The sequence below is a fragment of the Paenibacillus sp. EB106-06-01-XG199 genome (genome assembly GCF_058791575.1).
The window spans coordinates 118,117-143,955 of the sequence record NZ_JBYTDQ010000004.1 but is presented as its reverse complement, the minus strand read 5'-3'; the positions used below and the strand labels follow the sequence as shown (position 1 = coordinate 143,955).

General features: G+C 50.6%; 25 protein-coding genes and 1 riboswitch. Of the genes, 23 read left to right on the top strand and 2 right to left on the bottom strand.

Translation table 11 applies throughout. From position 1 onward, the window contains the following. The first annotated feature begins 29 nt into the window (after positions 1-29). The 7 genes from AC3WT9_RS15900 to AC3WT9_RS15870 all read left to right on the top strand — a co-directional run bounded on the left by AC3WT9_RS15900 (position 30) and on the right by AC3WT9_RS15870 (position 10,532). A complete protein-coding gene (locus AC3WT9_RS15900) occupies positions 30-1,988 on the top strand; it encodes an AraC family transcriptional regulator (protein WP_341377806.1) in 1,959 nt (652 codons plus the stop codon). A 271-nt stretch (positions 1,989-2,259) separates the two neighbouring features. Continuing rightward, a complete protein-coding gene (locus tag AC3WT9_RS15895; RefSeq protein WP_341377807.1) occupies positions 2,260-2,976 on the top strand; it encodes a response regulator in 717 nt (238 codons plus the stop codon). Between the two features lie 259 nt (positions 2,977-3,235). Further along, positions 3,236-4,828 (top strand): M14 family zinc carboxypeptidase, encoded by a 1,593-nt coding sequence (locus AC3WT9_RS15890; protein ID WP_492407734.1) that lies wholly within the window; start codon positions 3,236-3,238, stop codon positions 4,826-4,828. A 220-nt stretch (positions 4,829-5,048) separates the two neighbouring features. Then, positions 5,049-6,569 carry a serine hydrolase domain-containing protein gene (locus tag AC3WT9_RS15885; protein WP_341377809.1) on the top strand — a complete coding sequence of 507 codons (1,521 nt, stop codon included), beginning with the start codon at positions 5,049-5,051 and terminating at the stop codon, positions 6,567-6,569. Positions 6,570-7,042: 473 nt separating this feature from the next. Continuing rightward, a complete protein-coding gene (locus tag AC3WT9_RS15880) occupies positions 7,043-7,600 on the top strand; it encodes an RNA polymerase sigma factor (protein WP_341377810.1) in 558 nt (185 codons plus the stop codon). Beyond that, complete coding sequence (locus AC3WT9_RS15875) at positions 7,582-8,739, top strand: DUF4367 domain-containing protein (RefSeq protein WP_341377811.1); 1,158 nt, start codon at positions 7,582-7,584, stop codon at positions 8,737-8,739. The genes AC3WT9_RS15880 and AC3WT9_RS15875 overlap by 19 nt, the downstream gene beginning before the upstream one ends. Positions 8,740-8,981: 242 nt before the next feature. After that, entirely contained in the window at positions 8,982-10,532 is a 1,551-nt protein-coding gene (locus AC3WT9_RS15870; protein WP_341091195.1) for a flavocytochrome c, read from the top strand. 70 nt (positions 10,533-10,602) lie between these two features. On the opposite strand, the gene AC3WT9_RS15865 is transcribed toward AC3WT9_RS15870, so the two are convergent. Continuing rightward, positions 10,603-11,841, bottom strand: coding sequence for an NAD(P)/FAD-dependent oxidoreductase (locus AC3WT9_RS15865; RefSeq protein WP_341091196.1), 1,239 nt, complete (start codon positions 11,839-11,841; stop codon positions 10,603-10,605). Positions 11,842-12,023: 182 nt separating this feature from the next. On the opposite strand from AC3WT9_RS15865, the gene AC3WT9_RS15860 reads away from it, so the two are divergent. The 13 genes from AC3WT9_RS15860 to AC3WT9_RS15800 all read left to right on the top strand — a co-directional run bounded on the left by AC3WT9_RS15860 (position 12,024) and on the right by AC3WT9_RS15800 (position 22,145). Then, a complete protein-coding gene (locus AC3WT9_RS15860) occupies positions 12,024-12,257 on the top strand; it encodes a hypothetical protein (protein WP_076111483.1) in 234 nt (77 codons plus the stop codon). Positions 12,258-12,317: 60 nt separating this feature from the next. Then, positions 12,318-12,704 (top strand): spore coat protein, encoded by a 387-nt coding sequence (locus tag AC3WT9_RS15855; RefSeq protein WP_492407733.1) that lies wholly within the window; start codon positions 12,318-12,320, stop codon positions 12,702-12,704. Between the two features lie 274 nt (positions 12,705-12,978). Next, positions 12,979-13,479, top strand: coding sequence for an Lrp/AsnC family transcriptional regulator (locus tag AC3WT9_RS15850; protein ID WP_038588292.1), 501 nt, complete (start codon positions 12,979-12,981; stop codon positions 13,477-13,479). A gap of 13 nt (positions 13,480-13,492) precedes the next feature. Continuing rightward, positions 13,493-14,713 carry an aminotransferase class I/II-fold pyridoxal phosphate-dependent enzyme gene (locus AC3WT9_RS15845; protein WP_341091198.1) on the top strand — a complete coding sequence of 407 codons (1,221 nt, stop codon included), beginning with the start codon at positions 13,493-13,495 and terminating at the stop codon, positions 14,711-14,713. Positions 14,714-14,744: 31 nt separating this feature from the next. After that, entirely contained in the window at positions 14,745-14,996 is a 252-nt protein-coding gene (locus AC3WT9_RS15840; RefSeq protein WP_341091199.1) for an aspartyl-phosphate phosphatase Spo0E family protein, read from the top strand. A 135-nt stretch (positions 14,997-15,131) separates the two neighbouring features. After that, entirely contained in the window at positions 15,132-15,758 is a 627-nt protein-coding gene (locus AC3WT9_RS15835) for a TetR/AcrR family transcriptional regulator (RefSeq protein WP_341091201.1), read from the top strand. A 36-nt stretch (positions 15,759-15,794) separates the two neighbouring features. Further along, entirely contained in the window at positions 15,795-16,691 is an 897-nt protein-coding gene (locus AC3WT9_RS15830) for an alpha/beta fold hydrolase (RefSeq protein ID WP_341091203.1), read from the top strand. 174 nt (positions 16,692-16,865) lie between these two features. Next, a complete protein-coding gene (locus AC3WT9_RS15825) occupies positions 16,866-17,429 on the top strand; it encodes a cob(I)yrinic acid a,c-diamide adenosyltransferase (RefSeq protein WP_038588302.1) in 564 nt (187 codons plus the stop codon). A 1-nt stretch (position 17,430) separates the two neighbouring features. Continuing rightward, a complete protein-coding gene (locus AC3WT9_RS15820) occupies positions 17,431-18,417 on the top strand; it encodes an RluA family pseudouridine synthase (RefSeq protein ID WP_341091205.1) in 987 nt (328 codons plus the stop codon). Positions 18,418-18,833: 416 nt separating this feature from the next. Beyond that, positions 18,834-19,199 carry a Spx/MgsR family RNA polymerase-binding regulatory protein gene (locus AC3WT9_RS15815; protein ID WP_341091207.1) on the top strand — a complete coding sequence of 122 codons (366 nt, stop codon included), beginning with the start codon at positions 18,834-18,836 and terminating at the stop codon, positions 19,197-19,199. 28 nt (positions 19,200-19,227) lie between these two features. Then, positions 19,228-20,154, top strand: a complete 927-nt coding sequence (locus AC3WT9_RS15810) for a 5'-3' exonuclease (protein ID WP_341377815.1) — start codon at positions 19,228-19,230, stop codon at positions 20,152-20,154. Between the two features lie 206 nt (positions 20,155-20,360). Beyond that, on the top strand, positions 20,361-21,857 hold the full coding sequence (locus tag AC3WT9_RS15805) for an alpha-N-arabinofuranosidase (RefSeq protein WP_341091211.1): 1,497 nt from the start codon (positions 20,361-20,363) through the stop codon (positions 21,855-21,857). 12 nt (positions 21,858-21,869) lie between these two features. After that, a complete protein-coding gene (locus AC3WT9_RS15800) occupies positions 21,870-22,145 on the top strand; it encodes a DUF6171 family protein (RefSeq protein ID WP_341091212.1) in 276 nt (91 codons plus the stop codon). A gap of 203 nt (positions 22,146-22,348) precedes the next feature. Here AC3WT9_RS15800 and AC3WT9_RS15795 read toward each other — a convergent pair whose 3' ends face one another. Beyond that, positions 22,349-23,326, bottom strand: a complete 978-nt coding sequence (locus AC3WT9_RS15795; RefSeq protein WP_341091214.1) for an ArsR/SmtB family transcription factor — start codon at positions 23,324-23,326, stop codon at positions 22,349-22,351. Positions 23,327-23,489: 163 nt separating this feature from the next. Then, positions 23,490-23,678, top strand: a riboswitch (cobalamin riboswitch). Positions 23,679-23,941: 263 nt separating this feature from the next. On the opposite strand from AC3WT9_RS15795, the gene AC3WT9_RS15790 reads away from it, so the two are divergent. Genes AC3WT9_RS15790 through cbiQ form a run of 3 tightly spaced genes read left to right on the top strand, consistent with a single transcriptional unit; the run spans position 23,942 to position 25,777 of the window. Then, entirely contained in the window at positions 23,942-24,706 is a 765-nt protein-coding gene (locus tag AC3WT9_RS15790) for an energy-coupling factor ABC transporter permease (RefSeq protein ID WP_492407732.1), read from the top strand. After that, the gene (locus AC3WT9_RS15785) at positions 24,706-25,002 is read left to right on the top strand and encodes an energy-coupling factor ABC transporter substrate-binding protein (RefSeq protein ID WP_038588318.1); all 297 of its coding nucleotides are present in this window, start codon (positions 24,706-24,708) and stop codon (positions 25,000-25,002) included. Before AC3WT9_RS15790 ends, AC3WT9_RS15785 begins: the two co-directional genes overlap by 1 nt. Then, on the top strand, positions 24,986-25,777 hold the full coding sequence (gene cbiQ, locus AC3WT9_RS15780) for a cobalt ECF transporter T component CbiQ (RefSeq protein WP_492407731.1): 792 nt from the start codon (positions 24,986-24,988) through the stop codon (positions 25,775-25,777). The genes AC3WT9_RS15785 and cbiQ overlap by 17 nt, the downstream gene beginning before the upstream one ends. The last annotated feature ends 62 nt before the right edge of the window (positions 25,778-25,839 follow it).

The following is a 25,839-nucleotide window of genomic DNA, read 5'->3' as shown; positions in this document are numbered from 1 at the left end:
AGCCTGGAAGATAAAGGGGAATATTGATTATGGACAACGATCATCACCTGCAGCTTTGGGATCAGGTGCTTCTAAGAGTGCTGGATATACGGCTGCGGCGGGTAGAAGCAGGTGAGTTTCATCTGCCTTATGTCCTGCCTGCAAGCTCTTTTATATTTTGTACGAACGGCAGCGGCGAGCTTTGGCTGGATGAAGAGATCTGGCTGGCTGATGGATTTTACCTGCTGCACGCAGGCAAAGGCAGGAGGCTTAAAGTAAATACGGAGAAGGGTTTGGAGCTGTATTTCATTTTCTATAAAGCTGTTTTGCCGCAGAACTCCTTGCGTGAATTTCATATCCTGATGCAAACGGACAGCCCCTTCGATCATATGTGGGGAATTTCTCCAGCAGAGCCGCTGGAACTGCTCAGTCTTGCCCAGCAGATGCTGGAGGTCTGGCATTCTGACAAAAGCCCTATAGGTAAGCTGCTGATAAAGGGAATGTTTATGCAATTCCTCCATCACGCTTTAAAGGATAAGCAGGACTGGAAAGCAGCCAAGCCATCAGTAGCGGAGCAGGTTGTGCGGTATTTGTCACAGCATTATCGTGGTCAGGTATCCATTGAACGCCTAGCACAGCAGCTTAATTACAGTCCTCAATATATTTCACGAAAATTCAAAGAGCAGACCTGCTACAGCCCGCTTGACTATGTCATCAAACTTCGCATGTATAAAGCACAGGAAATGCTGCTTGCTACCAATGCTTCTTTGCAGGAAATCGCTGCGTATATTGGCTATACTGACGTTGTATATTTCAACCGTATATTTAAAAAAAACATGGGTGTTGCTCCCGGATTGTTTAGAGCACAATTAGAAGCCGGGCAAAGGGGTGTTTCGGATCATGCTATAAAGAAGTTAAATCCGTCTCTTGTTATGAAACTTATCCAACGATATCATATTGATGATAATGAAAATCATTATCAATATACGGAGGATGGAGAGTTTGATATGCTTAACCATTACAAGAAAATGACTACAATGTTCAGCTTATGTGTCATGCTGCTGCTTGTTGCATGCGGAACATCTAAGGGCGGATCACAAGCTGCGGGGAGCAGCCAGGCGCCAAATGAACAACAGAATAAAGCGGTATCGACTCCGTCCATTCAGCCGGACGAATTGCCGCAGGAAACCAAAAGTGTCTCTACGAAATTTGGTGAAGTGGAGATTCCCGTCCATCCTCAACGGGTGGCTGCTATTTCCTATTTGGGTACTGTGCTTGCACTTGATGTTAAGCCCGTTGCGGCAGAGGAGTTTTTAATGTCAAGTCCTTACCTTGAAGGAATGCTTGACGGTGTGGTGGATGTGGGCACCTCGCTGGAAAAGCTGCTTGAGGTGGAACCTGATCTGATTATTAGTCATGTAACGGATCAAGAAACCTATGATAAGTATAAACAGATTGCTCCTACTGTTGTGATGCCGTACAATGCATTTGAATCCGTTGAAGCTGAAATGGACTATTTCGGCAAGGTGCTAGGCAAGGAGGAAGAAAGCCTGAAATGGAAGGAACAATTCCAGGAGCAGATAGCCAGTGCAAAGCAACAGGTACAGGAAGCTGTCTCAGAGAATGAAACAGTATCTGTTATGCAAGAGTTTGATGGTCTTGTATATTTGTTTGGCAGCAAGTCCGGCAGAGGCGGACGTATTATGTACGAGCAGTTGGAGATGAACCCTCCCGCAGCAGTACCCGAAAAAATGCTCCAGGAATCCTATGCTGAATTTTCATTGGAGCTATTGCCGGAGTATATGGGAGATTATCTTGTGCTAACCTCTGAATCCTCATTGGAGCAGCTACAGGCTGATCCCATCTGGGGAATTCTTCCTCCAGTCAAGGAAGGACGCGTATATTTGTGGAATGAATCGAGTTCCTGGTACCGCGATCCCATTGCAATGCTTAATCAAATCAATGATTTAGCCGATTGGCTGGCTGCTGCAGCGAAAGCTAACCTATAAACCGTAAATGCTGTGGAGACTCGTCTGAGGATAGAGTCTCCTTTTGGTGCTCTATGTTATTTTCCGAGATCAGATTATCCGGCAGCAGGGAGATTCAGGCCTTTACCTCCAAAATTATCTGCCGTAATGATATTATGTTTGTAGTCGCATTCAACTGTGCGGCAGAATGAATGGAGAAGTTACTGATCCAGCTTCAGATTGTAGATGATAGGAAGCCGGTAACAATGTTTATGGCCGATGTGCCATATGCTGTAAAGGGTGATGAAACTGTATGACCATTAAGGTGCTGATTGTTGAGGATGATCCGATGGTGGCGAAATTCAACCGCCATTATCTGGAGCAGGTGCAGGGTTTTGAGTTCGCAGGCTGGGCCTCTTCGGGCGATGAGGCTGCAAAAATGCTTGCGGATCGTGAAGTAGACCTGATTCTGCTCGATATTTATATGCCGCATACCAACGGGCTGCAATTGCTGTCCTCCCTGCGGGAGCAGGGAAGCATGGTTGACGTTATTGTGATTTCCGCAGCCAGCGATAATGGGAGCATCCGTAAAGCGCTTCAGTACGGGGCTGTTGACTATTTGATCAAGCCCTTTGAATTCGCCCGTTTTCAGGCGGCGCTGTCTGCATACCGGGAGGATCATCTGCTGATGAAGCATAGGGAGCATCTCAGCCAGGAGCAGCTTGATAAGCTGCTGCGGCATTCCCTGGGAACCGAGGATGACAAAGCGGGGACTCTGCCCAAGGGACTTGCGGAAGGGACGCTGGAGAGCATTTGGAATACCATACAGCGGCTGGAAAGACCGGTATTCTCCACCGAAGATATTACGGCAAGTGCCCCGCTTTCGCGGATCTCTGTCCGCAAATATTTGGCTTTTCTCACGGAGGCCGGTGTGCTGGAGATGGAGATCAGCTATGGAGCGGTGGGCAGGCCGGTATATATGTACACAGTATCTGCTACGGGCCATGAAATTATAGCTAAATATATATAAGCGGCAGCTGCCACTCAAGAGGGACCTTCGGGTCCCTTTTTACTGTACAGGACAATCGTTGAACTAGACGTGGTTACTCGCTTATTCGCTATGGATTAGGGATTTCATCACTCCTCTATGAATTTAAGAAGCAAATACTAGGCATATGGGTCCTTCTCTAAATAATATGTCGAATCTACTTGACAATGCTAGGTCTTTTTGACTAGTGTTAACTCAAATATTGGTAGAGAGGATCATGCTCAGGATGGTAGGGTTGTCGATGAAATCATTGTTTTACAAGTTTTGTATGGTACTATGTTTGTTAATTCTGGGTCTTACAATTTTTCCGCGTCCGTCGCTAGGTTCGGCTAATATTGTGAACCCTGGCCAGGTCTACTCCTATTCCACTATGGAAAGAGATATCAAGAGTCTGGCCGCCAAATATCCTGGATTGATCACTTACAAATCGCTGGGCCGGACGATATACGGACGCGAGTTGTGGGCGGTTCAGCTAGGGCGCGGGGAAGCGGTGCTGTCTCTGAATGGCTCACACCATGCCCGGGAATGGATGACGACTTCACTGCTCATGAAAATGGCAGACTCGTATGCTGAGGCCTATGTCCAGGATCAGAAGCTGGGAAACTACAACGTGAGAGATTTGTTGAACAATGTCAGTATCTGGATCGTGCCAATGGTGAATCCGGATGGTGTCACGCTAGCTCAGCAGGGCACAGCGGGTCTGTCTAGGAGTCTAGCTTCCACACTGGTAGGCTATAACGGAGGAAGCAGTAATTTCAAACGGTGGAAAGCGAATATGCAAGGAATTGACCTGAACCGCCAGTATCCTGCAAGCTGGAACACGATCAGGAATGCTTCACCTTATCCGTCGTACCAGAACTACAAGGGTGTGAAACCGGCGCAAGCGCCGGAGATCCGGCTTATGATGGATTTCACTTATACGCTGGATCCGGAAATGACCATTTCCTATCACAGCTCCGGCGAGATTGTTTTCTGGAACTTCAACACGCTGGCAGCCAATCTGGGACGGGACAAAAAAATCGCCGCCGATGTCGGACTCTTTACCGGCTATTCTCTTGTGAAGCCGGAGAAGAATCCATCCGGTGGAGGCTATAAGGATTGGTTCATCCAGGAGTTTAAACGGCCTGGCCTTACGATTGAAATCGGCTCGTACGCCGGTGAAGGGCCACTGCCGCTCAGCGCTTTTAATAACATCTGGGCGAAGAATAAGAAAGTCGGAGTGTATGCAGCTGCGGTCTCCTATGATCTTTGGCTCAAGAAGCAGACGCTGGAGCAGGTTGGGCTACCCATGAATCTGTTCACCCAATCGGCAGTATTCTCCGGTACCGGCAATTCGCCAGCCATAGGCACGCAGCAGCCGCAGGAAGTATATGTAATCGCACGTAAGGGAAACTGGTTCCAGATCAAGTACGGCAGCGGTGTGGGTTGGATTTGTCCTGCACCTGGGACATTGGTTGTCGTAGAGGCAGTAGAAGCCACTGCTCAATTGAATGCACAAACAAAGCTGTATAAGTATCCTGATCTTCTGGCTCCTAAGGCGGGCATCCTTCCGCCACAGGAGGTACAGGTCAAAGGTAAATACACCAATTGGCTGCTGGTCTCGAGCTTGAACGGGACGTGGTGGATTGACGGAACTTCGCTTACTCTGGTAGAGGCTGCGCACCCTACGGCAGTGCCGCAGGGTGCAGAGGAAGTAAATAATAGCGCCGAAACTGAAAGCAATAGCATTAATGAAGGAGGAGCACCCACCGGAGAGAACAGTAACGCAGCGGAAAGCAGCGGCGTCTCTGAAGAAAGCAGCTCTGCAGAAGGCAGTGGAAATGTTGGACGGTGAGTGTTGCGGAAGTGACCGTTAAATCATAGCATCATGCGAAAACGGCAGACCCGAAATTTCAGGTCTGCCGTTTTCATTTTCAGCCATGTATAAGCATCTGCACCAGGCTATTTAAGATTAACTTAAGATTCTCGAAATATAGCCGAAAGGTTGAAAGGATATTCTTGATCCATATGTCTAACAAGAGAAGGGACAGAATCAGGAGAAGAGGTAAAGAGAGATGAAAACAATACAGTGGACTATAATGCAAACATTAATGATCATATTGGTTATGGTCACAGGCAGCGTGCTGCCCTTACTGCAACAGGGGGTGGCGCATGCGGAAGCGGCTCCACTTGCTGTAGATACGGCCCAAATTGACAAGTTTGTGGAAACGATGCGCGAGAAGCTGGATATTCCGGGTGTGGCTGTCGGCATTGTGCAGGGAGACCAGACCGTCTACACCAAGGGATATGGAATTTCCGGCCCCGATGGCCAGCCCGTTACAGCGCAAACCCCTTTTATTCTAGGCTCGGTCTCCAAATCGTTTACGGCGCTGGCCATCATGCAATTGGTTGAACAAGGGAAGATTGACCTGGATGCGCCGGTACAGCGCTATTTGCCGGACTTCGAGCTTGCCGACAAGGAAGCGTCCAAAACCATTATGGTCCGGCATTTACTGAATCAGAACAGCGGACTGTCCACTTTACATGGGCGGTCAGCTTTTACCAACACGATGCCAACTATAGATGCACTTATACACAATCTGAAAGACACACCATTAACCGGGGCCGTCGGCAACAAGTTTCAATATTCCAATTTCAATTACGATATACTGGGGGGAATTATTCAGGCCGTTTCCGGCAAGTCTTATGCTGAATATATTCAGGATCATGTGTATGCTCCTCTGGATATGCAGAACAGTTTTACTTCTACACCCGAAGCGAAACTACAGGGATTGGCCACAGGCTACAAATCCGTCTTTGGTTTCATGGTTCCTTTTGAGCAGCCGGACAACCAATCTATGCTTGCGTCCGCCTATCTGATCTCAAGCGCAGAAGATATGAACCATTATTTAATTGCGCAAAACAATGGCGGAAGGTTCCATAATCATAGCGTGGCAACTGCGGAAAGTGTTGCGGAAATGCATCAGCCGGCCATAAAAGACCCTACCACCGACGGCAGTGAATACGGTATGGGCTGGGAGATCATTAATGGTATTGTTCAGCATGCGGGTGATGTTGAGAGCTTTCACGCCGATATGAAGCTGGACGGGGACGTAGGTGTTGTGGTATTGATCAATGCCCATGATTATTTGGTCCGCGGCTACAAATTAAGCATGGTGGCTGATGGAATTCTTGACATTATACATGGCCGCGAGCCAGTCGAGGATGTGGGCAGCAATGCCGGTACCCATTTTTTCATTGATCTGGCTTGTTTAGCAGTGGCAATTATGCTGGGAGTGTCGGTTGTCAACCTGTTTAAACGCAAGAAAAGCTTTCGATTTACCCCGTTGCGGACCAGCGTATTCGTATTTTGCCTGCTTTTGTTTAATGTAGTGCTGCCGATTACGGTTTTATACGGTCCTAGTCATATTTTTGCCCCATGGAGAGTGGTGGTCTCCTTTCTGCCTGGGGTTGGACATCTCGTCTTTGTCCTGAGTATCCTATCTCTCGGGATCGGTGCTGCCAAGCTGATTGTATGGGTTCATAATCTGCGTCTGCACAGAATGAAGGGAAGCGGGAAAACGATCGCCAGCTAGAATTGAATAGAGGAACCGGGGCCGACCGCCCCAGCAGGAAGATTCAGTTACTTTAATTGCATTTTGCTTCTGTAGAGGCGGGGCCGCTTACAGAGGTTGGTATTCTACATCGTGGAGTGCCCTGCCTTTATTTGCGAGTCGTTCCTGAAGACCGGCTATGATGACCCGGATGTAATTCTGATTTAAGGTCCATACCGAAGCAGCCGAATACTTGAAAAGCGGCAACCTGGCCGAGAAGGTGATGTACATGTTCAAGCGGTCACCAACCAGGATACCGAGAGCTTAACCTCAACCAGACCGTCGAGTTAGAGTAGAGCAGTCGGTTTCGGAAGCAGGCTCTACACCAGGGAGATTAACAGGATTTATCTGTTGGTCTCTTTTGCTGTGGAGACCGGCATAATTAAATGTCACGCTTAAGGCTGCTCAAGTGTTATATCTATAGTAACAGCACAAATAGAAGAAAGGAGACCAACGTGGATTCTATAGAAGAGAAGATTAAGAGGATACAGGCCGGTGAGGCCCGCCTGTTCTCAGATGTGATCAGGCTGTACCAGCAGCGGATATACCTCTACTGCTTCCGGCTGCTGAACAGCAAGGAAGAGGCGGAGGATGCGGTGCAGGATGTCCTGATTAAGGCCTATCAGAATATCGGGCAATACAAGCCGCAGGCGGATTTCGTATCATGGCTCTACAAGATCGCTTACCACCATTGTCTGAATCAGTTGCGGCGGCAGAAATTTCAGCTTCAACTGCGCAAGCTGCTCCGGCAGGAGGTTGCGGTGAACAGCGCCGAACAAATGGTCGAGAACCGCCTGTTCAGCGAGCCGGTCTCGGCCGCCCTGGGGAAGCTTGATGTGGAAGACCGGAACTTGTTGATTCTGCGAATATATGAAGATAAATCGTTTGCGGAAATCGGCGAAATTCTGGGCGTCAGTACGGCTACCGCACGCAAAAGATATGAACGGACCAGAGGCAAACTTAAAAAAGCGATTGAGAGAAAGGAGAAACAATTATGGGCAAGAGTGAATTGACTTCGGAGGAGCAGTTTCTGAAGGATGGAGACCGTTCGGCCAATTTGATCCCCGTTGATGTTCATGGACCGGTAATGAAAGCGCTCGGGCTTGGCGGGACCTTACCTGCTGCAGAAGAGCAGACAGCGCTGCAGACACTTCCGCCAAACGAAGGGGCTTCTAACGTGATGCGCAGGCTGGAGACAGAAGCTGCGGCTGGGCGGGGCCGGAGGAGATTCCTGCGGATTCCGGTGCAGGGCTGGGTGGCGGCACTCCTTGTATTGGTCTTGCTGGGCGGCGGCTATACCCAGTATTCCGGTGAAGTCCGGCAGGGGGCTGGAGCTCAGTATAAGGTGCTGCCGTATAAGCCGCTTCCGGCGACGACATCAGGTGGTATGATAGAGAAGGCGATAGAACCCTTGATTCCCTTACCTCCCGGGGTACAGCCGAGTACAGAGGATGAAATCTACAAAGAGAATAAACTCTACAACATGAAATATTCAAAGGGCTACAATGACATTGAGACGCTGCTGCTTCCTGGAGAGTATGCCACCTATGTTATCACACGTGAAGACCGGAAAGAAGAATCTCATCTTGGCTTGTACTGCCCGCCGATCATAGTCAAGGACTATTCCACTTATAAGACCAGTGTCGAGAAGCACAACGCTCCGATAGTGAAGCAGCCGGGGTATATGCCGGAAGGGTATGCCTTGGACGAGGCGGCCATCAGGCCTTCTTTCATAAAAGTTCCAGATGAGGAGCAGCTTGAAGGCGGAAGCGTGAGAGACCTGGGAGACAACTTCCGGCTGACCTGGAGAGTGGAGAAGGCGGAGAACATTGCCTATCGTTCTTCTTCACTGGTGTACAAGAAGGGGAAGGTTCAGGTGAGAATCGGTGCCTCGCGTGTTGATGACAAAGACAAACCGGCATATCCGCTGTCGTGGACCAAAACGACAAAGGTGGAGAATATTGAGATTGGCGGCAAGCAGCTCATTTATCTCGAAAACTCCAGCAACAAGGAGATCGATATGGGGTATACGTATAACCTGGTCTGGTCTGACCCCGAAGCGCAGATCGTCTATAATGTGTCGGTTCGCCAGGAGAAATCTGAGTTGACCAAGGATGAGGTCATCCGCATTGCTGCCAGTATGATGCATTAAACGAACGCAGATATTACGCTCAGGGCTGTTTCGCTATCTATGATAGCGGGACAGCCCTCGAGCGTTTTTTGCATGTGCGAAGGACTGCATATTCCATCTTCCGTAAGCGTTCCGCTGCCCCAGCAGCAAAATCCGGTTACTTTAGTTACTAAATGTTTTTTTTAATTACGTAAGCTTCCAAGAACAGCATCTTTGCCGCTATGATTATTGTGAAAATATGCACAAGGGGGCAAAGATTACACATGAAAAAGAAAACAGCAGCTGCTCTTCTTCTCATTCTCTCCGTCATGCTTGTTATCGCTGGATGCGGTAACGGAAACAGCAACAACAATACCAGCAGCAAAGCAAATGAGAACAAGAGCAAGAACAGCGCGACAAACGCGCCAAAAGAAACTGAAGCCGTTTCGGGGGCATCCGAAGCAAGCTATACACCGTTCGATCAATTAAAAGATAAATATGATATTATCATTGTCGGTGCAGGCGGGGCTGGAATGTCTGCTGCACTTGAGGCAAAAGAAAAGGGCATGAATCCGGTTATTTTGGAAAAAATGCCGGTTGCCGGCGGGAATACAACAAAGTCATCTTCCGGAATGAACGCTTCGCAAACGAAATTCCAAAAAGAGCAGGGCATTGAAGACAGCAATGATTTATTTTATGAAGAGACATTAAAAGGCGGTCATGATACCAACGATAAAGAAATGCTCCGTTTCTTCGTTGACAATTCAGCAAGCGCTATTGATTGGTTGGATTCCATCGGAATTCGCTTGAACAACATCACGATTACTGGCGGGATGAAGGAAAAACGTACACACCGTCCTGAAGATGGTTCAGCGGTTGGACAATACCTTGTCAAAGGTTTGGTGAAAAACGTACAAGAAAAAGGCATCCCGCTTTTTGTGAACGCGGATGTCAAGGAGATAACTGAAAAAGACGGCAAGGCAAACGGCGTTAAAGTCCTCTTTAACCAAAAGGATGAAAAAACAATTACAGCAGCTGCTGTAATTGTGACGACCGGCGGTTTCGGCGCAAATATGGATATGATTTCTAAAGTGAGACCTGACTTGGAAGGATATGTGACTACAAACCAGATCGGCAGCACCGGTGACGGCATCCAGATGATTGAGAAGCTCGGCGGCACTACAGTCGATATGGATCAAATTCAGGTTCACCCGACGGTGCAGCAGGAGAAATCCTATCTCATTGGGGAAGCTGTCCGCGGTGAAGGCGCTCTGCTTGTCTCAAGTGAAGGCAGACGGTTCACCAATGAACTGGACACCCGGGACAAAGTCACAGCTGCAATCAATACACTTCCTGAGAAATCAGCTTTCCTTGTATTTGATTCCGGCGTAAAGACCCGTGTTAAAGCGATTGAACAGTACGAAAAGATGGGCTTTGTGATCCAAGGAGATTCTATCGAGGCATTGGCCAAAGAAATGAATGTCCCGGCAGATCAGCTGCAAAAGACACTGGATACCTGGAACAGCTCAGTGAAGAATAAAAAGGATGCTGAATTTGGCAGAACTACAGGAATGGACAATGACTTGTCCGGTTCGCCATACTATGCAATTAAAATCGGCCCCGGGATTCATTACACGATGGGCGGCGTAAAAATTAACACGAACACAGAAGTGCTGAATAAAGACGGCAAACCTATTACAGGACTATTTGCGGCTGGGGAAGTTGTGGGCGGACTGCACGGACAAAACCGGATTGGCGGCAACTCTGTAGCGGAAATCATTATTTTCGGCCGTCAAGCAGGTATTAAATCTGCTGAATTTGTAAAAGCACAATAAGTAATCAATACCTCTTCTACTAGGCAAAACAAAAGCTTGGGCTCAACAGAGTCCAAGCTTTTTGCTGCTTTTATGCCTGTACGGCGGGAGAAGGAGACGGCTTCGTTGTCCGGGTCAGCGAGAACAGCTCAAGTTCCTGCCGGTAATTGCCGGCAAGGGTGTCGGCCATAAGCTCGGCAGCGATCATGCTGTAGACCGTGCCGTTTCCGCCATAGCCTTCAATGAAATAGCAATGCGGAAATTCTGGATGAGGGCCTATATAGGGCAGTCCGTCCCGGGTAGAGCCGAAGACGCCTCCCCATGAATATTCTGTTTCAATCCCCCGGATTTCCGGGAAAAGGGCTTCCAGCTCTTCAAGCAGCCGCTGGCCCTGGGAGAGCACGCGGATATCCCGGCGCTCCGGATCGGTCAACGGCTCATCTTTGCCTCCCGCAATAATGCGGTTATCCGGCGTAGTACGGAAATAGAGGTACGGGCGGGCAGTTTCCCAGATCAGGCTCCGCTCATACCACTTAGGCAAATGTTTAAGCGGTTTTGTCATAATGGCGTAGGTATTAATGAGCTTAGCGCCACGGTCTTTTTTCATCTCCTGGGTTTCGTAGCCCAAGGCAAAAATCACCTTCTTGGCGAAGATCCGTCCGTTCCCGGTAATGCAGGTTACACCCTCGGTGCTGTATTCATAATGCCTTGCCCGGGTATGCTCATAGACGCGGACTCCGTTGTCACGGGCCTTGTCAATCAGGCTGTGAACAGTACGGAAAGGATTAGTCTCCGCATCGCCCTTGGAATACAGCGCGGCTGGTTTGGAGAAGGCGTAATGTGAGCTGACCTTGTCCTGCTCCCAGAATTCCGAATCAAAGCCGTGCGATACCAGATTCTCATGCTCCAGCTCCAGAGCTGGTACATCCTCCGGTGTGCTTGCATACAGCAGGCTGCTGCGGGGAATAATGTGCGGATCAATGTTTAAATTGTCAGACAGCTCCAGAATTCTCTGTGTAGCCTGCTGGCATAGCTTATAGAACAGCACACCGTTTGCTTCCCCAAACGTATTCATGCACGCAGTCAGCGATTTGTCATTGGCTATCTGCAGCAGGCCGGTATTGGCATGGGAGCTTCCGCCTCCAATTGCTCTTTTATCAATGAGAACTATATCTGCTCCGCTTAAAGATAAGCGGTAGGAGGACATGGCTCCGCCCATGCCTCCGCCAACAATCAGGCAATCGCATGTAATATCCCCTTCAAGCGCAGGATATGATGGAGGATTTGGAAAAGAGCTGCCCCAAGGCAGCTGCCCGCTGTTTAGTTTCATTTGTTGATCTCTCCTTTATGAGATACCGATAGGGTAGTTTCGCCGGCTTTACCCGCTCTTATGCACGGGTTTAACCGGCATTCATCCGGGAGCACGCATAACATCCATGCACACATAATGTGCCTGGGTACGCGGCATAATAACGACTGCTTGAACCATTTAGAAGGAGGGAAATACACACTATGCAATCGAACCAAATGCAGGCGCTTAGCGGTAAAGAAGTGGAATACATCGCTGACTCCATCTCTAATGAGGATCTGTTGATCAAGCAGCTGGCTGCAACCGCCGGAACGACTCAGAACGCCACGGTGCACCAAATCTGCGTTCAACAAATCCAAAGCCATACTGGTCATATGAATACACTTGTACAGCTGTTGGAGCAGCATCAGCAATACGCACCGACACAGCCGCAATAAAGCGGCCGGGTGTTGGTATGGAAAGCAATTTCAACACTAAACTATTGAGGGGGTAATATTGTGTACGCACAAAACGGAGCGGCATTTATGTCAGATGAGGATTTACTCAACACAGTGCTTGCAGATTTGAAACGGACGGTACGCGAATATACGACCGCTGCTACGGAGTCGAATTGTCCGACGGTACGCCGGGCGTTCAACGACCTGACCTTGGATACTTTACGCCTGCAGGGGGAACTGTACACTAAGATGTCCCAAATGAACATGTACACTACGCCAGGCAAGGCACTGCGCCAAGATATTGACAAGCAGATTCAGACCGCTCACCAGACCCAGCAGAAATGCCAGCAGTTCGTGCAGCAAAAAACAGGTGCAGCCGGAGCAAACGTACATTATGGAAATGTTCCCCAGCACCAGCCGAACGTACAGAGCTCCTACTATATGTAACCTTCCTGCCGGGGGGTGAAGCAACGAAGGGCCAGACCTGTTCGTGCGTAAAAACCTCTGCAGCTAAAGCCGTCCGCTATCCGCCGGATTTCCTCCGGAGGGGTGGACGGTTTTTTCTGTTGGCGGCCTTTATTTCGAGTACTGCCCCGTCTTTCCCGCGGGTTATTTTGTTTGCAGAACTGTCATTTTCGTGTCATATTAGTATTAAACTCTTTTCGCAGGACGAAGCGTGATCTTTACGCAGTTGCCGGTGCGAACTATCCGGAGGGAAGGCATGAAGGAAATGAATGAATTGAAGCGGAAAGTGCTGGAACTGCTCAAGGAGGACGCCCGAAGCTCTACGGCGCTGATGGCGACGTTGCTCGGAGCGGAAGAAGATGATGTTAAGACGGTTATTGAGCAAATGGAGAAAGATCATGTCATTGTAAAATATGCTACTGTCGTGAATTGGGATAAAGTGGATGACGAACGGGTGACCGCACTGATCGAGGTGCAGATCACGCCTGAACGGGGCCGCGGATTTGAAGGCATTGCCGAACGGATCTATCTGTACCCGCAGGTCAAATCGGTCTATTTGATGTCCGGCGCCTACGATCTATTAGTGGAAGTGGAAGGACGCAACCTGCGCGAAGTCGCCAATTTTGTCTCCGAGAAGCTGTCTCCGATTGATTCGGTGCTCTCTACTAAAACCAACTTTACTCTCAAAAAATACAAACAGGACGGTATCATCTTTGAAGAGCATGAAGAGGACAAGCGTCTGATGATATCTCCGTAAAGGAAGTAATGATATGATCACCAATGAATCCAAACCAACCGGAGATACAGGTAAATCAATGAATTCATATTTGGCACCGCTGGTTCAGCAAATCCAGCCCTCAGGCATCCGCAAGTTTTTTGACATGGCGGCAGGCAGCAAGGATATCATTTCCCTCGGGGTCGGGGAGCCGGACTTCAAGACCCCATGGCATGTCCGCGAAGCCTGTGTCTATTCGCTTGAGAGAGGTTTTACCGGATATACCTCCAATGCAGGGATGCCGGAGCTGCGCGAAGGCATTGCCAATTATCTTCAATCTCGTTTCGCTGTTGAGTATAATCCCGCTAATCAGATTATCGCCACGGTAGGCGGAAGTGAAGCCATTGATTTGGCACTCCGCGCATTGATCGCACCGGGAGATGAAATTCTTATTCCTGAACCCTGCTATATTTCGTATTCGCCGATCACTGCAATTGGAGGCGGCATTCCGGTCGGGATCGAGACCTTTGGAGAAAATAACTTCAAACTTACGGCAGAGGCGCTTGAAGCCAAAATTACACCGCGCTCGAAAATATTGATCCTCTGTTACCCGAGCAATCCGACGGGGGCGATCATGAGCCGGGAAGACTGGGAACCGATTGCCAAAGTCGTCGAGAAACATGATCTCATTGTGATTTCAGATGAAATTTATGCCGAATTGACCTATGGAAGCAATCATGTGAGCTTCCCATCACTGCCGGGGATGATCGACCGGACCATTCTGGTCAGCGGCTTCTCCAAAGCGTTTGCGATGACCGGATGGCGGATGGGTTATGCCTGCGGCCACCCCGATTTGATCTCGGCCATGCTGAAGATTCATCAGTATACCGTAATGTGCGCCCCTTCCATGGGGCAGGTAGCTGCGCTGGAGGCTTTGACCAACGGTATGGAAGAGAAAGACCGGATGACGGATTCCTACAACCAGCGGCGGCGCCTGATCGTCAAAGGCCTGCGCGATGCGGGATTGGACTGCCATGAGCCGCAAGGCGCGTTCTACGCTTTTCCAAGCATACGCCGCACCGGACTGACCTCGGATCAATTTGCCCAACGTCTCTTGCTGGAGTACAAGGTAGCTGCTGTTCCTGGCAGTGTATTCGGCTTAGGCGGTGAAGGTTATCTGCGTTGTTCCTATGCCACATCGGTATCCCAGCTGAACGAGGCGATAGAGCGGATAGGTGAATTCGTCTTACAGCTGGAACGTGAACGGACTGAATAAGGCAGTGAGATGAAGTTTAGGAGGGATGATTGTGCTCTGTGCCGATTGTTACTTGCCTTCCTATAGCGGGGAATGTTATCCGGGAAACGGAAAACGGTCCTGCAAGGCGGATGCTTCAACTCGCAAACTCTCTCTGGAAGATGAAATTCAGGCACTTCGCAGCAGAATGGAGCAGCTATTTATGCAGGAAAAATCGTTCACCTCGGATATTGTGATTGAAATCAGCAGTTTGCTGGACCTGAAGATTAATGAATATATGAGAGGACGTATGCGCAGGGATTGACTGCACATACATCCATTTGGAGATGGGGGGCCTTAGGGCCCTCTTTTTGTGTGCCGAAAATAGATGTATCCTATTACTAGTAAATTCCTTATAATGGGTTATGAATGAACGATCATTCATTTCATGGAGGTGTCTATGAGCATTCAAAGCAAAATGCTGGAGCAGAGATTTATCGACGGCTTTGAGCAACTCGCTCCAGATCAGGCAACGCGCCAAATTATAACTCACGCGCTCGAGGTTTTTTCGAGGAAAGGATTTGCCGGGACCAAAATCAAGGATATTGCGGCCAGTGCAGGATTCAGCCAGGGGTATGTATATATGTATTTCAAATCGAAGGAGGAGATCTTCACCAAGATTGTCGAACTGGCGTCGGAAGGGGCAGGACGATCCGTGCTATATGCAGCGGAGCTGGAAGGGACGGCTATGGAGAGAATCAGTTGGCTGACCGAGGCGTTTCTGTCCCCGGGCAGTCTTGCGATGCAGCATTGGCGGCTGATTCTTTTGCAGACAGCAACCTCCGAAGCTATCCCGGAAGAAGCGAAGCGGATCTCGAGGGACAAGATAAGAGAGCCTTTTGAGCATCTGATTCCGCTTATTATGGAAGGCCAGCAGGACCTGGAGATTGTGGAAGGCGATCCGCTGGAGCTGGCGATTGCTTATTTTTCATTCATCCAGGGGCTGGGAATCGCAAGAGCTCAGGCCACGGAGCAGACGTCTTTTCCTACTACAGAGCTGGTGCTGCGCTTTTTGAAGAGAAGCTAACAGAAGCGGACATTGAACCTAAGGGAGAGAACAGGCATGGTCAAGGTATTTAAACGTGAAGCAGGCAAGGAGAGGGTGCTGCATTCCTATAATGAGCTGCTGGGCCGCTGGGCGACGGAATTCCGCGAGCTGGATATTGAAACGGAATACGGATCAACGCATTGTATAACGGCAGGAAATGAAGGCAATCCGCCCTTACTGCTGCTTCACGGGGTGGGTGATAATTCTGCAGTGATGTGGATGCTCAATATGCAGGAATTATCCCGGCATTTCTATTGCATCGCGGTAGATACGATAGGCGGACCCGGCAAAAGTATTCCTAACGCCAATTTCAGCAAGCGGATGTTCTCACAGGTGGATTGGATTACTGCCGTAGCGGATGGGCTGGGGATCGGGGAATTCCATCTGGCGGGTGTATCGAATGGTGCCTACATGGCTTTTAATTATGCGACCTGCCTGCCTGAAAGAGTATTCGGGGTGGTGTGCATGGAAGGCGGGATGATTACTGCTCCGATGAAGGCGATGATCCAGACGCTGATGATGATGTTCCCGGAAATTCTTGTTCCGACCCGCAATAACCTGCTTAAGGTCACCCGAAAGCTAAGCTCGCCAAACTCCGGACTTTTTGACAAGCATCCTGAAGTGGCCGAGCATCTGGTGCTGTTAATGAAGAACCATAATCAGCAGGCCATGTTTGTTCATCAGCTTCAGCCTTATGATAAAGAGAAGGCGGTTGCGATCAGAGACAAGCTTTACTTTCTGGTGGGGGATTACAAGCTGGGCCACAAGAAGGATTTCCTGGAGATTTTGAAGGATGGGGATTTCCGCTATAAAGTGATCGAGGATGCAGGGCATGGGGTTAATCATGAGCAGCCGGAGATCATCAACAGGGAGGTTATCAGCTTCCTGCAGGAACAGAAGGCGCAGGTGTGATTGAAGAGGTTATACAAAAACGCGAAAACCGTAATTTGACTGAACTTGCCATGGATTGCCCGGACTCAGGCAGTTATTAACATGGCAGAAATACTGATCTTCATTTGCCAACCTTACATCCTACCGATTAAACTATGAATATGTGATGTTGAGAGTGAAGGGGGCAGAAAAGAGATGGCGATTTATACGCGTACGGGGGATAAGGGAGAAACATCGGTCATCGGCGGACGGGTAGGCAAGGATGATGTCCGCGTCGAGGCTTACGGAACGATTGATGAGCTGAACTGCTTTGTGGGTCAGGCCCGCAGTCTGATGGAGGACGAGAGGTTCGCCGATGTCCGGGAACAACTGCTGGAGATCCAGCATGAGCTGTTCGATTGCGGTTCGGATCTGGCTTTTGTGAAAATCAGCGAGAGCAAATATAAGGTCAAGAGCGAGATGGCGGTTCGCCTGGAGGGCTGGATCGACGAATTGCAGGCGGAGAATCCGGTGCTGGAGCGCTTCATTCTGCCAGGCGGCAGCCAGCTGTCCTCAGTGCTGCATGTCTGCCGCACCGTCTGCCGCCGTGCAGAGCGGCGGGCGGTTACGCTGGGCCGCAGCGCAGATATTAATCCGGAAGCTGTGATTTATTTGAACCGTCTTTCGGACTATTTCTTTGCGTTGGCCCGCACAGCGAATACACGGCTGGAGATTGCTGATGTAGAGTATGTGCGCAGCAAAAAGGTGTTCCGCAAATAATATGACAAGCTATTATTCACCGATCTCCTATATTGTGCCGCCGTCCGAGGACGGCTGGCTGCTGAAGACCATCCTGCAGAAGCGGATGGATGTGTCCCGCAAGCTGCTCTCCCGCCTGAAGATGACAGAGCAGGGGATTATGCTGAACGGCGAGCGAGTCTATATCAGCGTCCGGGTCAGCGCCGGAGACACCGTGGACATCCGGATGGAGCAGGAAACGTCGGAGGATATTTTGCCGCAGGATATTCCGTTTGATATCCTGTATGAGGACGGGCATCTGCTGGTCGTGAACAAGGCAGCCGGAATCATTGTCCATCCGACCCATGGCCATTATACGGACACACTGGCAAATGGAGTCGTCCATTATTGGGCGCAAAAGGGAGAACAGTACCGTTTCCGCCCGGTTCACCGGCTGGACCAGGAGACGTCGGGCGTACTGGTAATCGCGAAAAATCCTTATAGTCACCAGCATATTTCCGAGCAGATGATTGCCGGAACCGTGGACAAACGATATGCGGCCTTTGTTCACGGAATTCCTGCGGTGCTGCGCGGTGATATCGACGGTCCCATTGACCGTGACCCGGCAGAACCGCACCGGCGCATCGTGACGCCGGACGGCTATCCTTCCCTGACCCGGTATGAGGTCAAGGCAGCCTACCCGGGCCGTGCGGCGAGGGTGGAGCTGAAGCTGGAAAGCGGCCGCACCCATCAGATCCGGGTGCATATGAGCTCCATCGGCTGCCCGCTGATCGGTGACGGCATGTACCGCCACCTGCTGTATGGCAAGGAGGAGCTGACTTCGGAGGAAGCGGCATGGCTTGCGGGCATTGCGGAGCTGGATGCCTCAATTCCGCGGCAGGCGCTGCATGCGGTGCGGTTGTCGTTCAAGCACCCGGTCGGGCTTGCGGAGCTGGTCTTCGAAGCGCCGCTGCCGCCGGATATGGCGCTGCTTGAGCAGAAGCTGGAAAAGGAGACGGCTGGGGAGTAGCGGTACTGCACCTGCACTGCACCTGCACAAGCATATGCCGCCGCAACACCTGGACCTCGTGATTAATGGGAAAAGGTCCCTGTAATTATCGCTTTTGGAAGTAGCGGAGTGAATAGCGGGATTTACTACCTGTAATTTTATCGATAGTGTGTTATAGCGTGATTTCTACAATTATAGAGGGAGTAATTCCCGCTATCCTTTTATAATTGATGGTTCGGCTGGAACTAGCGGGCATATTTCCCTCTAGTAACGCCCGTATTACTGATCTAATGCACTGTAAAACGAAAAGATAGGCCGGAATTACAATTCTATCTGTGAATGATACATGACAGCCCCACGGGTCATCTCCTTAGCTGCAGTTGGGCTGCAATTGAATTCACTATAAATTTTAAAAGGGAACTGCCAAAGGAGCTGCTATGAGTCAACTGAAAGTATATCAATATCCAAAATGCGGAACCTGCCGCAGCGCTGTCAAATGGCTGAAGGAGCAGGGGCATGAGCTGGAGCTTCAGCATATCGCCGAGCAGCCGCCCACTGTGGCAGAGCTGCGTTTGCTGGTCGCGAACAGCGGGCTTCCGTTGAAGAAGTTTTTTAATACGAGCGGTGAGGTGTACAAAGCACTGGGCTTGAAGGACAAGCTGTCCAGCCTTAGTGAAGAAGAGCAGCTTGAACTGCTGTCCAGCAACGGGATGCTGATCAAACGCCCGGTAGTCACTGACGGCAAGAAAGTCACTGTAGGCTATAAAGAAGAGCAATACGGCGAAGCCTGGAGCAACGCCTAATAAGATGGAATATAAGGAGAGGTTACACATGAGTTCAGTAACAACAGGCCGGGTAATGATCGTCGATGGAATGGCTCTGCTGTTCCGGGCCTTTTATGCGACCTCTTATGGAGGATATATCCGCAAGACGAAGGCCGGACTGCCGACCAATGCGGTGTACGGATTTTTGCAGTATTTTTTCGATGCGGTCAGCACATTTGAGCCTTCCCATGTGGTCTGCTGCTGGGATATGGGCAAAGGGACTTTCCGCACAGAGAAGTATGACGGTTACAAATCGAACCGGATAGATGCGCCGCTGGAGCTGATTCCACAGTTTGATCTGGTCAAGGAAGTCGTGGCTGAACTAGGCGTACCGAATATTGGACTGGTGGGCTATGAAGCGGATGACTGTATCGGCACGCTTGCTTCATGCTACAGCGGGGAATCCGAGGTGTACATTCTCACCGGCGATCACGATATGCTGCAACTGGTCAACGATACCGTCAAAGTCGTCATTATGAAAAAAGGCCGCTCGAACTATAAAGTTTACGATCCGGCGGAATTGCTGGAGGAAAAGGGCCTCACCCCTGCCCAAGTGATCGATCTGAAGGGCTTCATGGGCGATACCAGCGATAACTACCCCGGTGTAAAAGGCATTGGCGAGAAAACGGCGCTGAAGCTGCTGACCGAATACGGTACGGTGGAAGGGGTAATCGAAAATCTTCACTTGCTTCCCAAAGGCGTGCGTGCCAAAATTGAGGCCGATCTTGATATGCTTCACCTGTCCCGTGAGCTGGCAGAAATCCGCTGTGATGTTCCGGTAGTCTGCACGCTGGCTGAATGCCTGTGGGGGCTGCAGCGCGAGACGGCAGCCCGCAAGTTCCAAGAGCTGGAATTCGGCAGCCTGATGCATCTGATCGGCAGTGTGCAGGATGAGCGGGGTATTGTGCAGATCGAGCTTGGCGATCTGGGCTGACCTTCGCCAGCCGCTGATACAGGTTGAATATTTTTTTGCAAAAAAAGCACTCTTGAATCTATATAGGTTCCAGAGTGCTTTTTTTGCGAAGGGGTGGAGCATGCCATATATAAAGATTGACGAAGGGGTTTAGCAGTGTTTATAATATTAATATAATCATTAAGTAGTTAATATATATATTAATTATTGAGAGGTGGATTATTAAAATGGCTCAGCGTGCAGTATTAAATGCGGATATCCGCAAGGGAACAATCAACCGGAATATTTATGGACATTTCTCCGAGCATTTGGGACGTTGTATTTATGAAGGTATCTGGGTAGGCGAGGATTCGCCGATCCCGAACACGAACGGCATCCGTAACGATGTTGTGGAAGCGCTTAAAGAAATCAAGATTCCGGTACTCCGCTGGCCGGGCGGCTGCTTCGCCGATGAATATCACTGGAAAGACGGCATCGGTCCGCGCGAAGGCCGCAAACGGATGATCAACACGCATTGGGGCGGCACGGTGGAGAACAACCATTTTGGCACCCATGAATTTATGGAGTTATGCGCCATGCTGGATTGTGAGCCTTATATCAACGGCAACGTCGGCAGTGGCACGGTCCAGGAAATGTCGGAGTGGGTGGAGTATTTGACGTTCAACGGGGTTTCGCCAATGGCGGAGCTGCGTCAGGAGAACGGCCGGCAGGAGCCGTGGGCAGTAAAATATTTTGGCGTGGGCAATGAGAACTGGGGCTGCGGCGGAAATATGCGTCCTGAATATTATGCCGATCTGTACCGCCGGTATCAGACCTATGTGCGCAATTATGGAGACAATAAGATCCATCGCATTGCCTGCGGTCCGAACGTCGATGATTATCACTGGATGGAGGTACTGATGCGTGAAGCCACCCGCTATATGGATTCCATCACACTTCATTATTACACCATTCCGGGTCCTGCCTGGGAACAGAAGGGGGCAGCTACCGGATTTGAAACCGGCGAATGGTTCTCTACGCTGGAGAAGGCACTACGCATGGATGAGCTGGTAACCCGTCATAGCGTGATTATGGACAAATATGATCCGGAGAAACGTGTGGGCCTCATTGTCGATGAATGGGGAACCTGGTATGATGTTGAGCCTGGAACCAATCCCGGCTTCCTCTATCAGCAGAACACCATCCGTGATGCGCTGGTTGCCGGTGTGACCCTCGACATTTTCCATAAGCACAGCGGCCGCGTTCGTATGGCGAATATTGCCCAGACGATCAACGTGCTGCAGGCTGTAATTCTTACGGAAGGCGAGAAAATGCTGCTGACTCCTACGTACCACGTATTCAACATGTACAAGGTGCATCAGGATGCGGAGCTGCTTGATCTTTCGCTGGAGAGTGGCACCTATAGCTTTGAAGGCCGCGAGATTCCGGAAGTCTCGGCCTCAGCTTCCATTACGGCGGAGGGTGTAATTCATGTCAGCCTGTGCAACCTGAATCATGCTGCAGCAGCATCGCTTCCGCTGGAGCTGCGCGGGCTTGCCGGGGAAGAGGTTGAAATTACAGGAACGACGCTGGCCGGAACAGCAATTGATGCCCACAATACATTTAGCCAGCCGGAGGCAGTGACGCCACAGCCGTTTACCGGCTTTAAGCTGGAAGGCGACAAGCTAAACGTTGAGCTGCCTCCGATGTCGGTGACCGTGCTGGAAATTACCCCGAAGGCTTAAGGAGCATACGATATGAGTACTTTATCGACCTGCAAGGGCTGCCGGGAAGAGTACAAGGTGACGGATGCCCAGATTGCCCGGATTCTGGCTTCATCAATGTTCACCCCGGACAACACTGCTCCAGATGAAGTATACAGGCAGCGGGTTGCCCTTTGCTCAGCCTGCCCGAAGCTCCAGGATGGCGTAACATGCACGGCCTGCGGTTGTATCATTCCGGTCGTGGCCAAGTTGAAGGAGCGTGGCTGTCCGTTGCCGGGCGGCGGTTTGTGGAGTCCGGTCACGGAGTAGCGTTCCGCCAAGCCGTTAGAGAACCTTTATCACAGAGGAAGCGTCCATTGGCTGTGATACCGGAAAGAAGCCCATGGATTCCTAGGCATACTGAAATTTTAAACGCCCTCATCACTCGTGGATGCAATACCGCGAGGGATGGGGGCGTTTATGTGAGAAGAGAAGAATATATGTGCGGACTTTACAGTGAAGGCTTCGCTTGATTAGGAAACTGTTCCATTCCCATTGTCAGTCCTTGCTGCTGTATCCGTTTTATCCGCGTCAGCACTATTGAATCCATCGGTATAGAACAGCTCTACGACCAAATCCTCGTTGTAATTGCCGAAGCCTTTGCCGAATAAGGTGAGCCCGCCGATATGTTCGGCATCCTCTTCCACCGAGAGCCTGAAGGTCCACTGCTTGTTGCGGATTGCTACCTGTTCCAGCGTAATGTCGGAGAGTTTTAAGCCGTCCATATAGGTTCCTTTTGGAGTAATGCGCAGCTGCTTGAGCAGGCCGTATTGATTGGTGTACGCGGGCCACCAGGCAGGGGTATATTTCCCCGGGCTGTCTCCGTAATCGCCTGGGCTAGTCCAATACCCTAGCTTCTGGCCATTCAGCGTGAATGCAATATCCGAAGGCCAGTTATTATTGGTTGACGGTGCTTCGGAGGCTATCTCCATCGTAATGATGAGCTCCTCCGGCTGTTGGCTGGATAACAGGAAGTTGGGTATTTTGTATTCGACATACCCTTTGCCAAACCAGAGAATTCCGGCATTCATCCGCTCCATATCCCAGAAATAACGCGGATCGTCGAAGCTGCCGATGATATGCTCGGTAGTGGCCAGCCCGCAGGTGGGCTCTATCTCAAAGTCGGAATAATGTCCGACCGGTATTTCTTTCCGGTGACCCTTGCGCTCTGCTTTGGCCTGGAGTGGGAAGATAATCTCCACCCCTTCAGCGGCAAGAGAACAAATCTTCTGCAGTCCGCTTCGTCCGGGGGCCATATGGGTGCGGATCAGTCCGGCCGTTTCCAGCTTGCGCACATGCATTGTCATAATGGCACTGCTCAGCTTGACCGCTCCCGCCAATTCCTTTACGTTCATGGGCTGAACAGCGAGCAGCTGCAGCATTCGCAGACGTACAGCGCTTGAGAGCGCCTCGTACACCGGCAGGGAATCTTCGGTAAGATCAAGTTTCATTTTCTGGGTACGCCTCCGGATTCAAGTTATATAGTTAATGATTATATTACTTAAATGAATTTCTTACAACCCGTAGGGTCCACCGGATGGTGTGCTGGAGAACTTTGCCGCTCCACTTTTATCACAGACACCCCCCGGTGAAGTCCACTATAATGTACAGGATAAATTAGCGATAAGACAAGGTGCCCTTGTAACTACAAGGGGTAACAGGGAATCGGGTGCAAATCCCGAGCGGTCCCGCCACTGTAAGGAAGAGCTGAACTTCAGCATGTCACTCGGCAAACAGCCGGGGAAGACGAAGGAAGGCGTTATGATCCCGAGCCAGGAGACCTACCTTGTTTGCGCGCACCACGACTCTACGCGGATAGGAGCGGTGTACGAATTGGTTAAAGAGATGAAGGCATGCAGTTTTGGAGACGGTGGATGTTGAAGATTTGGTGCAGAGCAAGTGCCAGCTTCAGCTACCCCAAATTACAATTCTGCGAATTCTTCGCGCTGTTGCAGCGGGACCACCATCTCTTACATATCTGATGACGTACATAGCACTCCCACCCCCCGGGGCGGGAGTTTTTGATTTGATGCGGCACAAAATGACGAATCCATGGAGGGAAAAGCATGAACAAACGCAAGTTTTGGAGTTTTGCTGCACTCATTGCCGGATTTACCGTTTATTTTTTGCTGAATGAGCCGGGCACGGCCAACGCGATGCATATTATGGAGGGTTTTCTGCCGGTAGGCTGGGCCGTATTCTGGTGGGGGGCATTTCTGCCGTTTTTTGCCCTTGGAGTCCTTAAACTGAAGAAAATGACCAAGGACAACCCGGAGCTGAAGCTGCTGCTTGGGCTGGCGGGTGCATTTACCTTTGTATTGTCAGCACTCAAAATGCCTTCCGTAACCGGAAGCAGCTCCCATCCTACAGGAACGGGACTTGGTGCTGTAATGCTGGGGCCGCTGCCGATGAGCGTAATCGGGTCTGTTGTGCTGCTGTTTCAGGCGCTGCTGCTGGCACACGGGGGGATAACGACACTTGGAGCGAATGCATTTTCGATGGCGGTGGCCGGTCCTTTTGCCGGGTATGCGGTCTATAAGCTGCTGATGAAGGTGAATGGACGTGAAAAGGTGGCTGTCTTTATGGCGGCGGCAGTGGCCGATCTCATGACGTATGTGGTGACCTCGGTTCAGCTTGCAGTGGCTTTTCCGGCGGCAGACGGAGGTGTGCTGGCTTCTCTGATTAAGTTCGGCGGTATTTTTGCCGTGACGCAGATTCCGCTCGCCATCAGCGAGGGGCTGCTGACCGTGCTGCTCTGGAACTGGCTGAAATCCTACAGTCCGAATGAGCTGTCGCTGCTGAAACGGCAAACCAAGGGAGGAAGTCTGTGATGAGCAATAAGTGGAAAAATGGGTTGATGCTACTGGCGGTGATTTTGCTGGTGGTGCTGCCTCTGCTGCTGGTGAACGGGGAATTCGGCGGGGCTGACGATGCCGCAGAGGGTGTAATTACAGAGATTGATCCCGGTTATGAGCCCTGGTTCAAACCGCTGACGGAGCTGCCGGGCGAAACGGAAAGCATGCTGTTTGCGCTGCAGGCGGCGATCGGGGCCGGAGTGATTGGCTATTCCATCGGCCTGCTGAAAGGCAGACAGGACCGGCGCAAGCTTAATGATCAGAAGAATTGATGAGTTATCCTACAGCAATGCGCTGAGGCAGCTGCCCGCGATGTGGAAAAGCCTGTTCGCAGCAGTCATGTTCATCCTTTCCTATGCGCTTCATCCGGCCTTGCAGCTTGTGATTACGGGCTGGATGAGTGTGTGGTGCGTCCTGTACGCCAAAATCCCGCTGCGTGCCTACGGCCTGCTGTTTGGTACGGCACTTTTGTTCTTTTGTCTGAGCCTGCCGGCCCTGTTGCTTGAAATTGGCCTTCCAACTGCCGGTGAGACGGTAATGTCCTTGCAGCTCCCGGCTTCGACTCTTTCGCTATACATTACGGCGGAGGGGCTGCACCGGGCAGGGTTGCTGCTGGCGCGTGTGTTGGCCTGCCTGACCTGCTGCTTTTTTATCATATTTACAACACCGTTCGGAGAATTGCTGCAGGTACTCCGCAGGCTGCGCATGCCGCAGATCGTACTGGAGCTCATGCTGATTATGTACCGTTTTCTGTTCCTGCTGAGCGATACAGCACATGGAATGATGCTGGCCCGGCGGCTGCGCGGCGGCAGAAGAGGACGGGTGGCCAAACTGCGGGAAGTTGCGGGAATGGCGGGCTCGCTGTTTGCCAATACGATGCACCGCTACTATGGGCTGTCGCAGGGGCTAATAACCCGGGGGTACATGGGTGAGATTATTTTGCCGCCTTACGTGTCACGCCCGGTGCCGCGCAGATTCGCGGTTCAGGCCTGCGTTGGTATTTCCCTGTTGCTGCTCGCTCAGTTATGGATCTTGCGGAGCAGGTGATTACCTGATGCAGGAATCAGCCAACGGCAGGAGTAGAAGTGGAGACTGAACAAGAGTAAGGA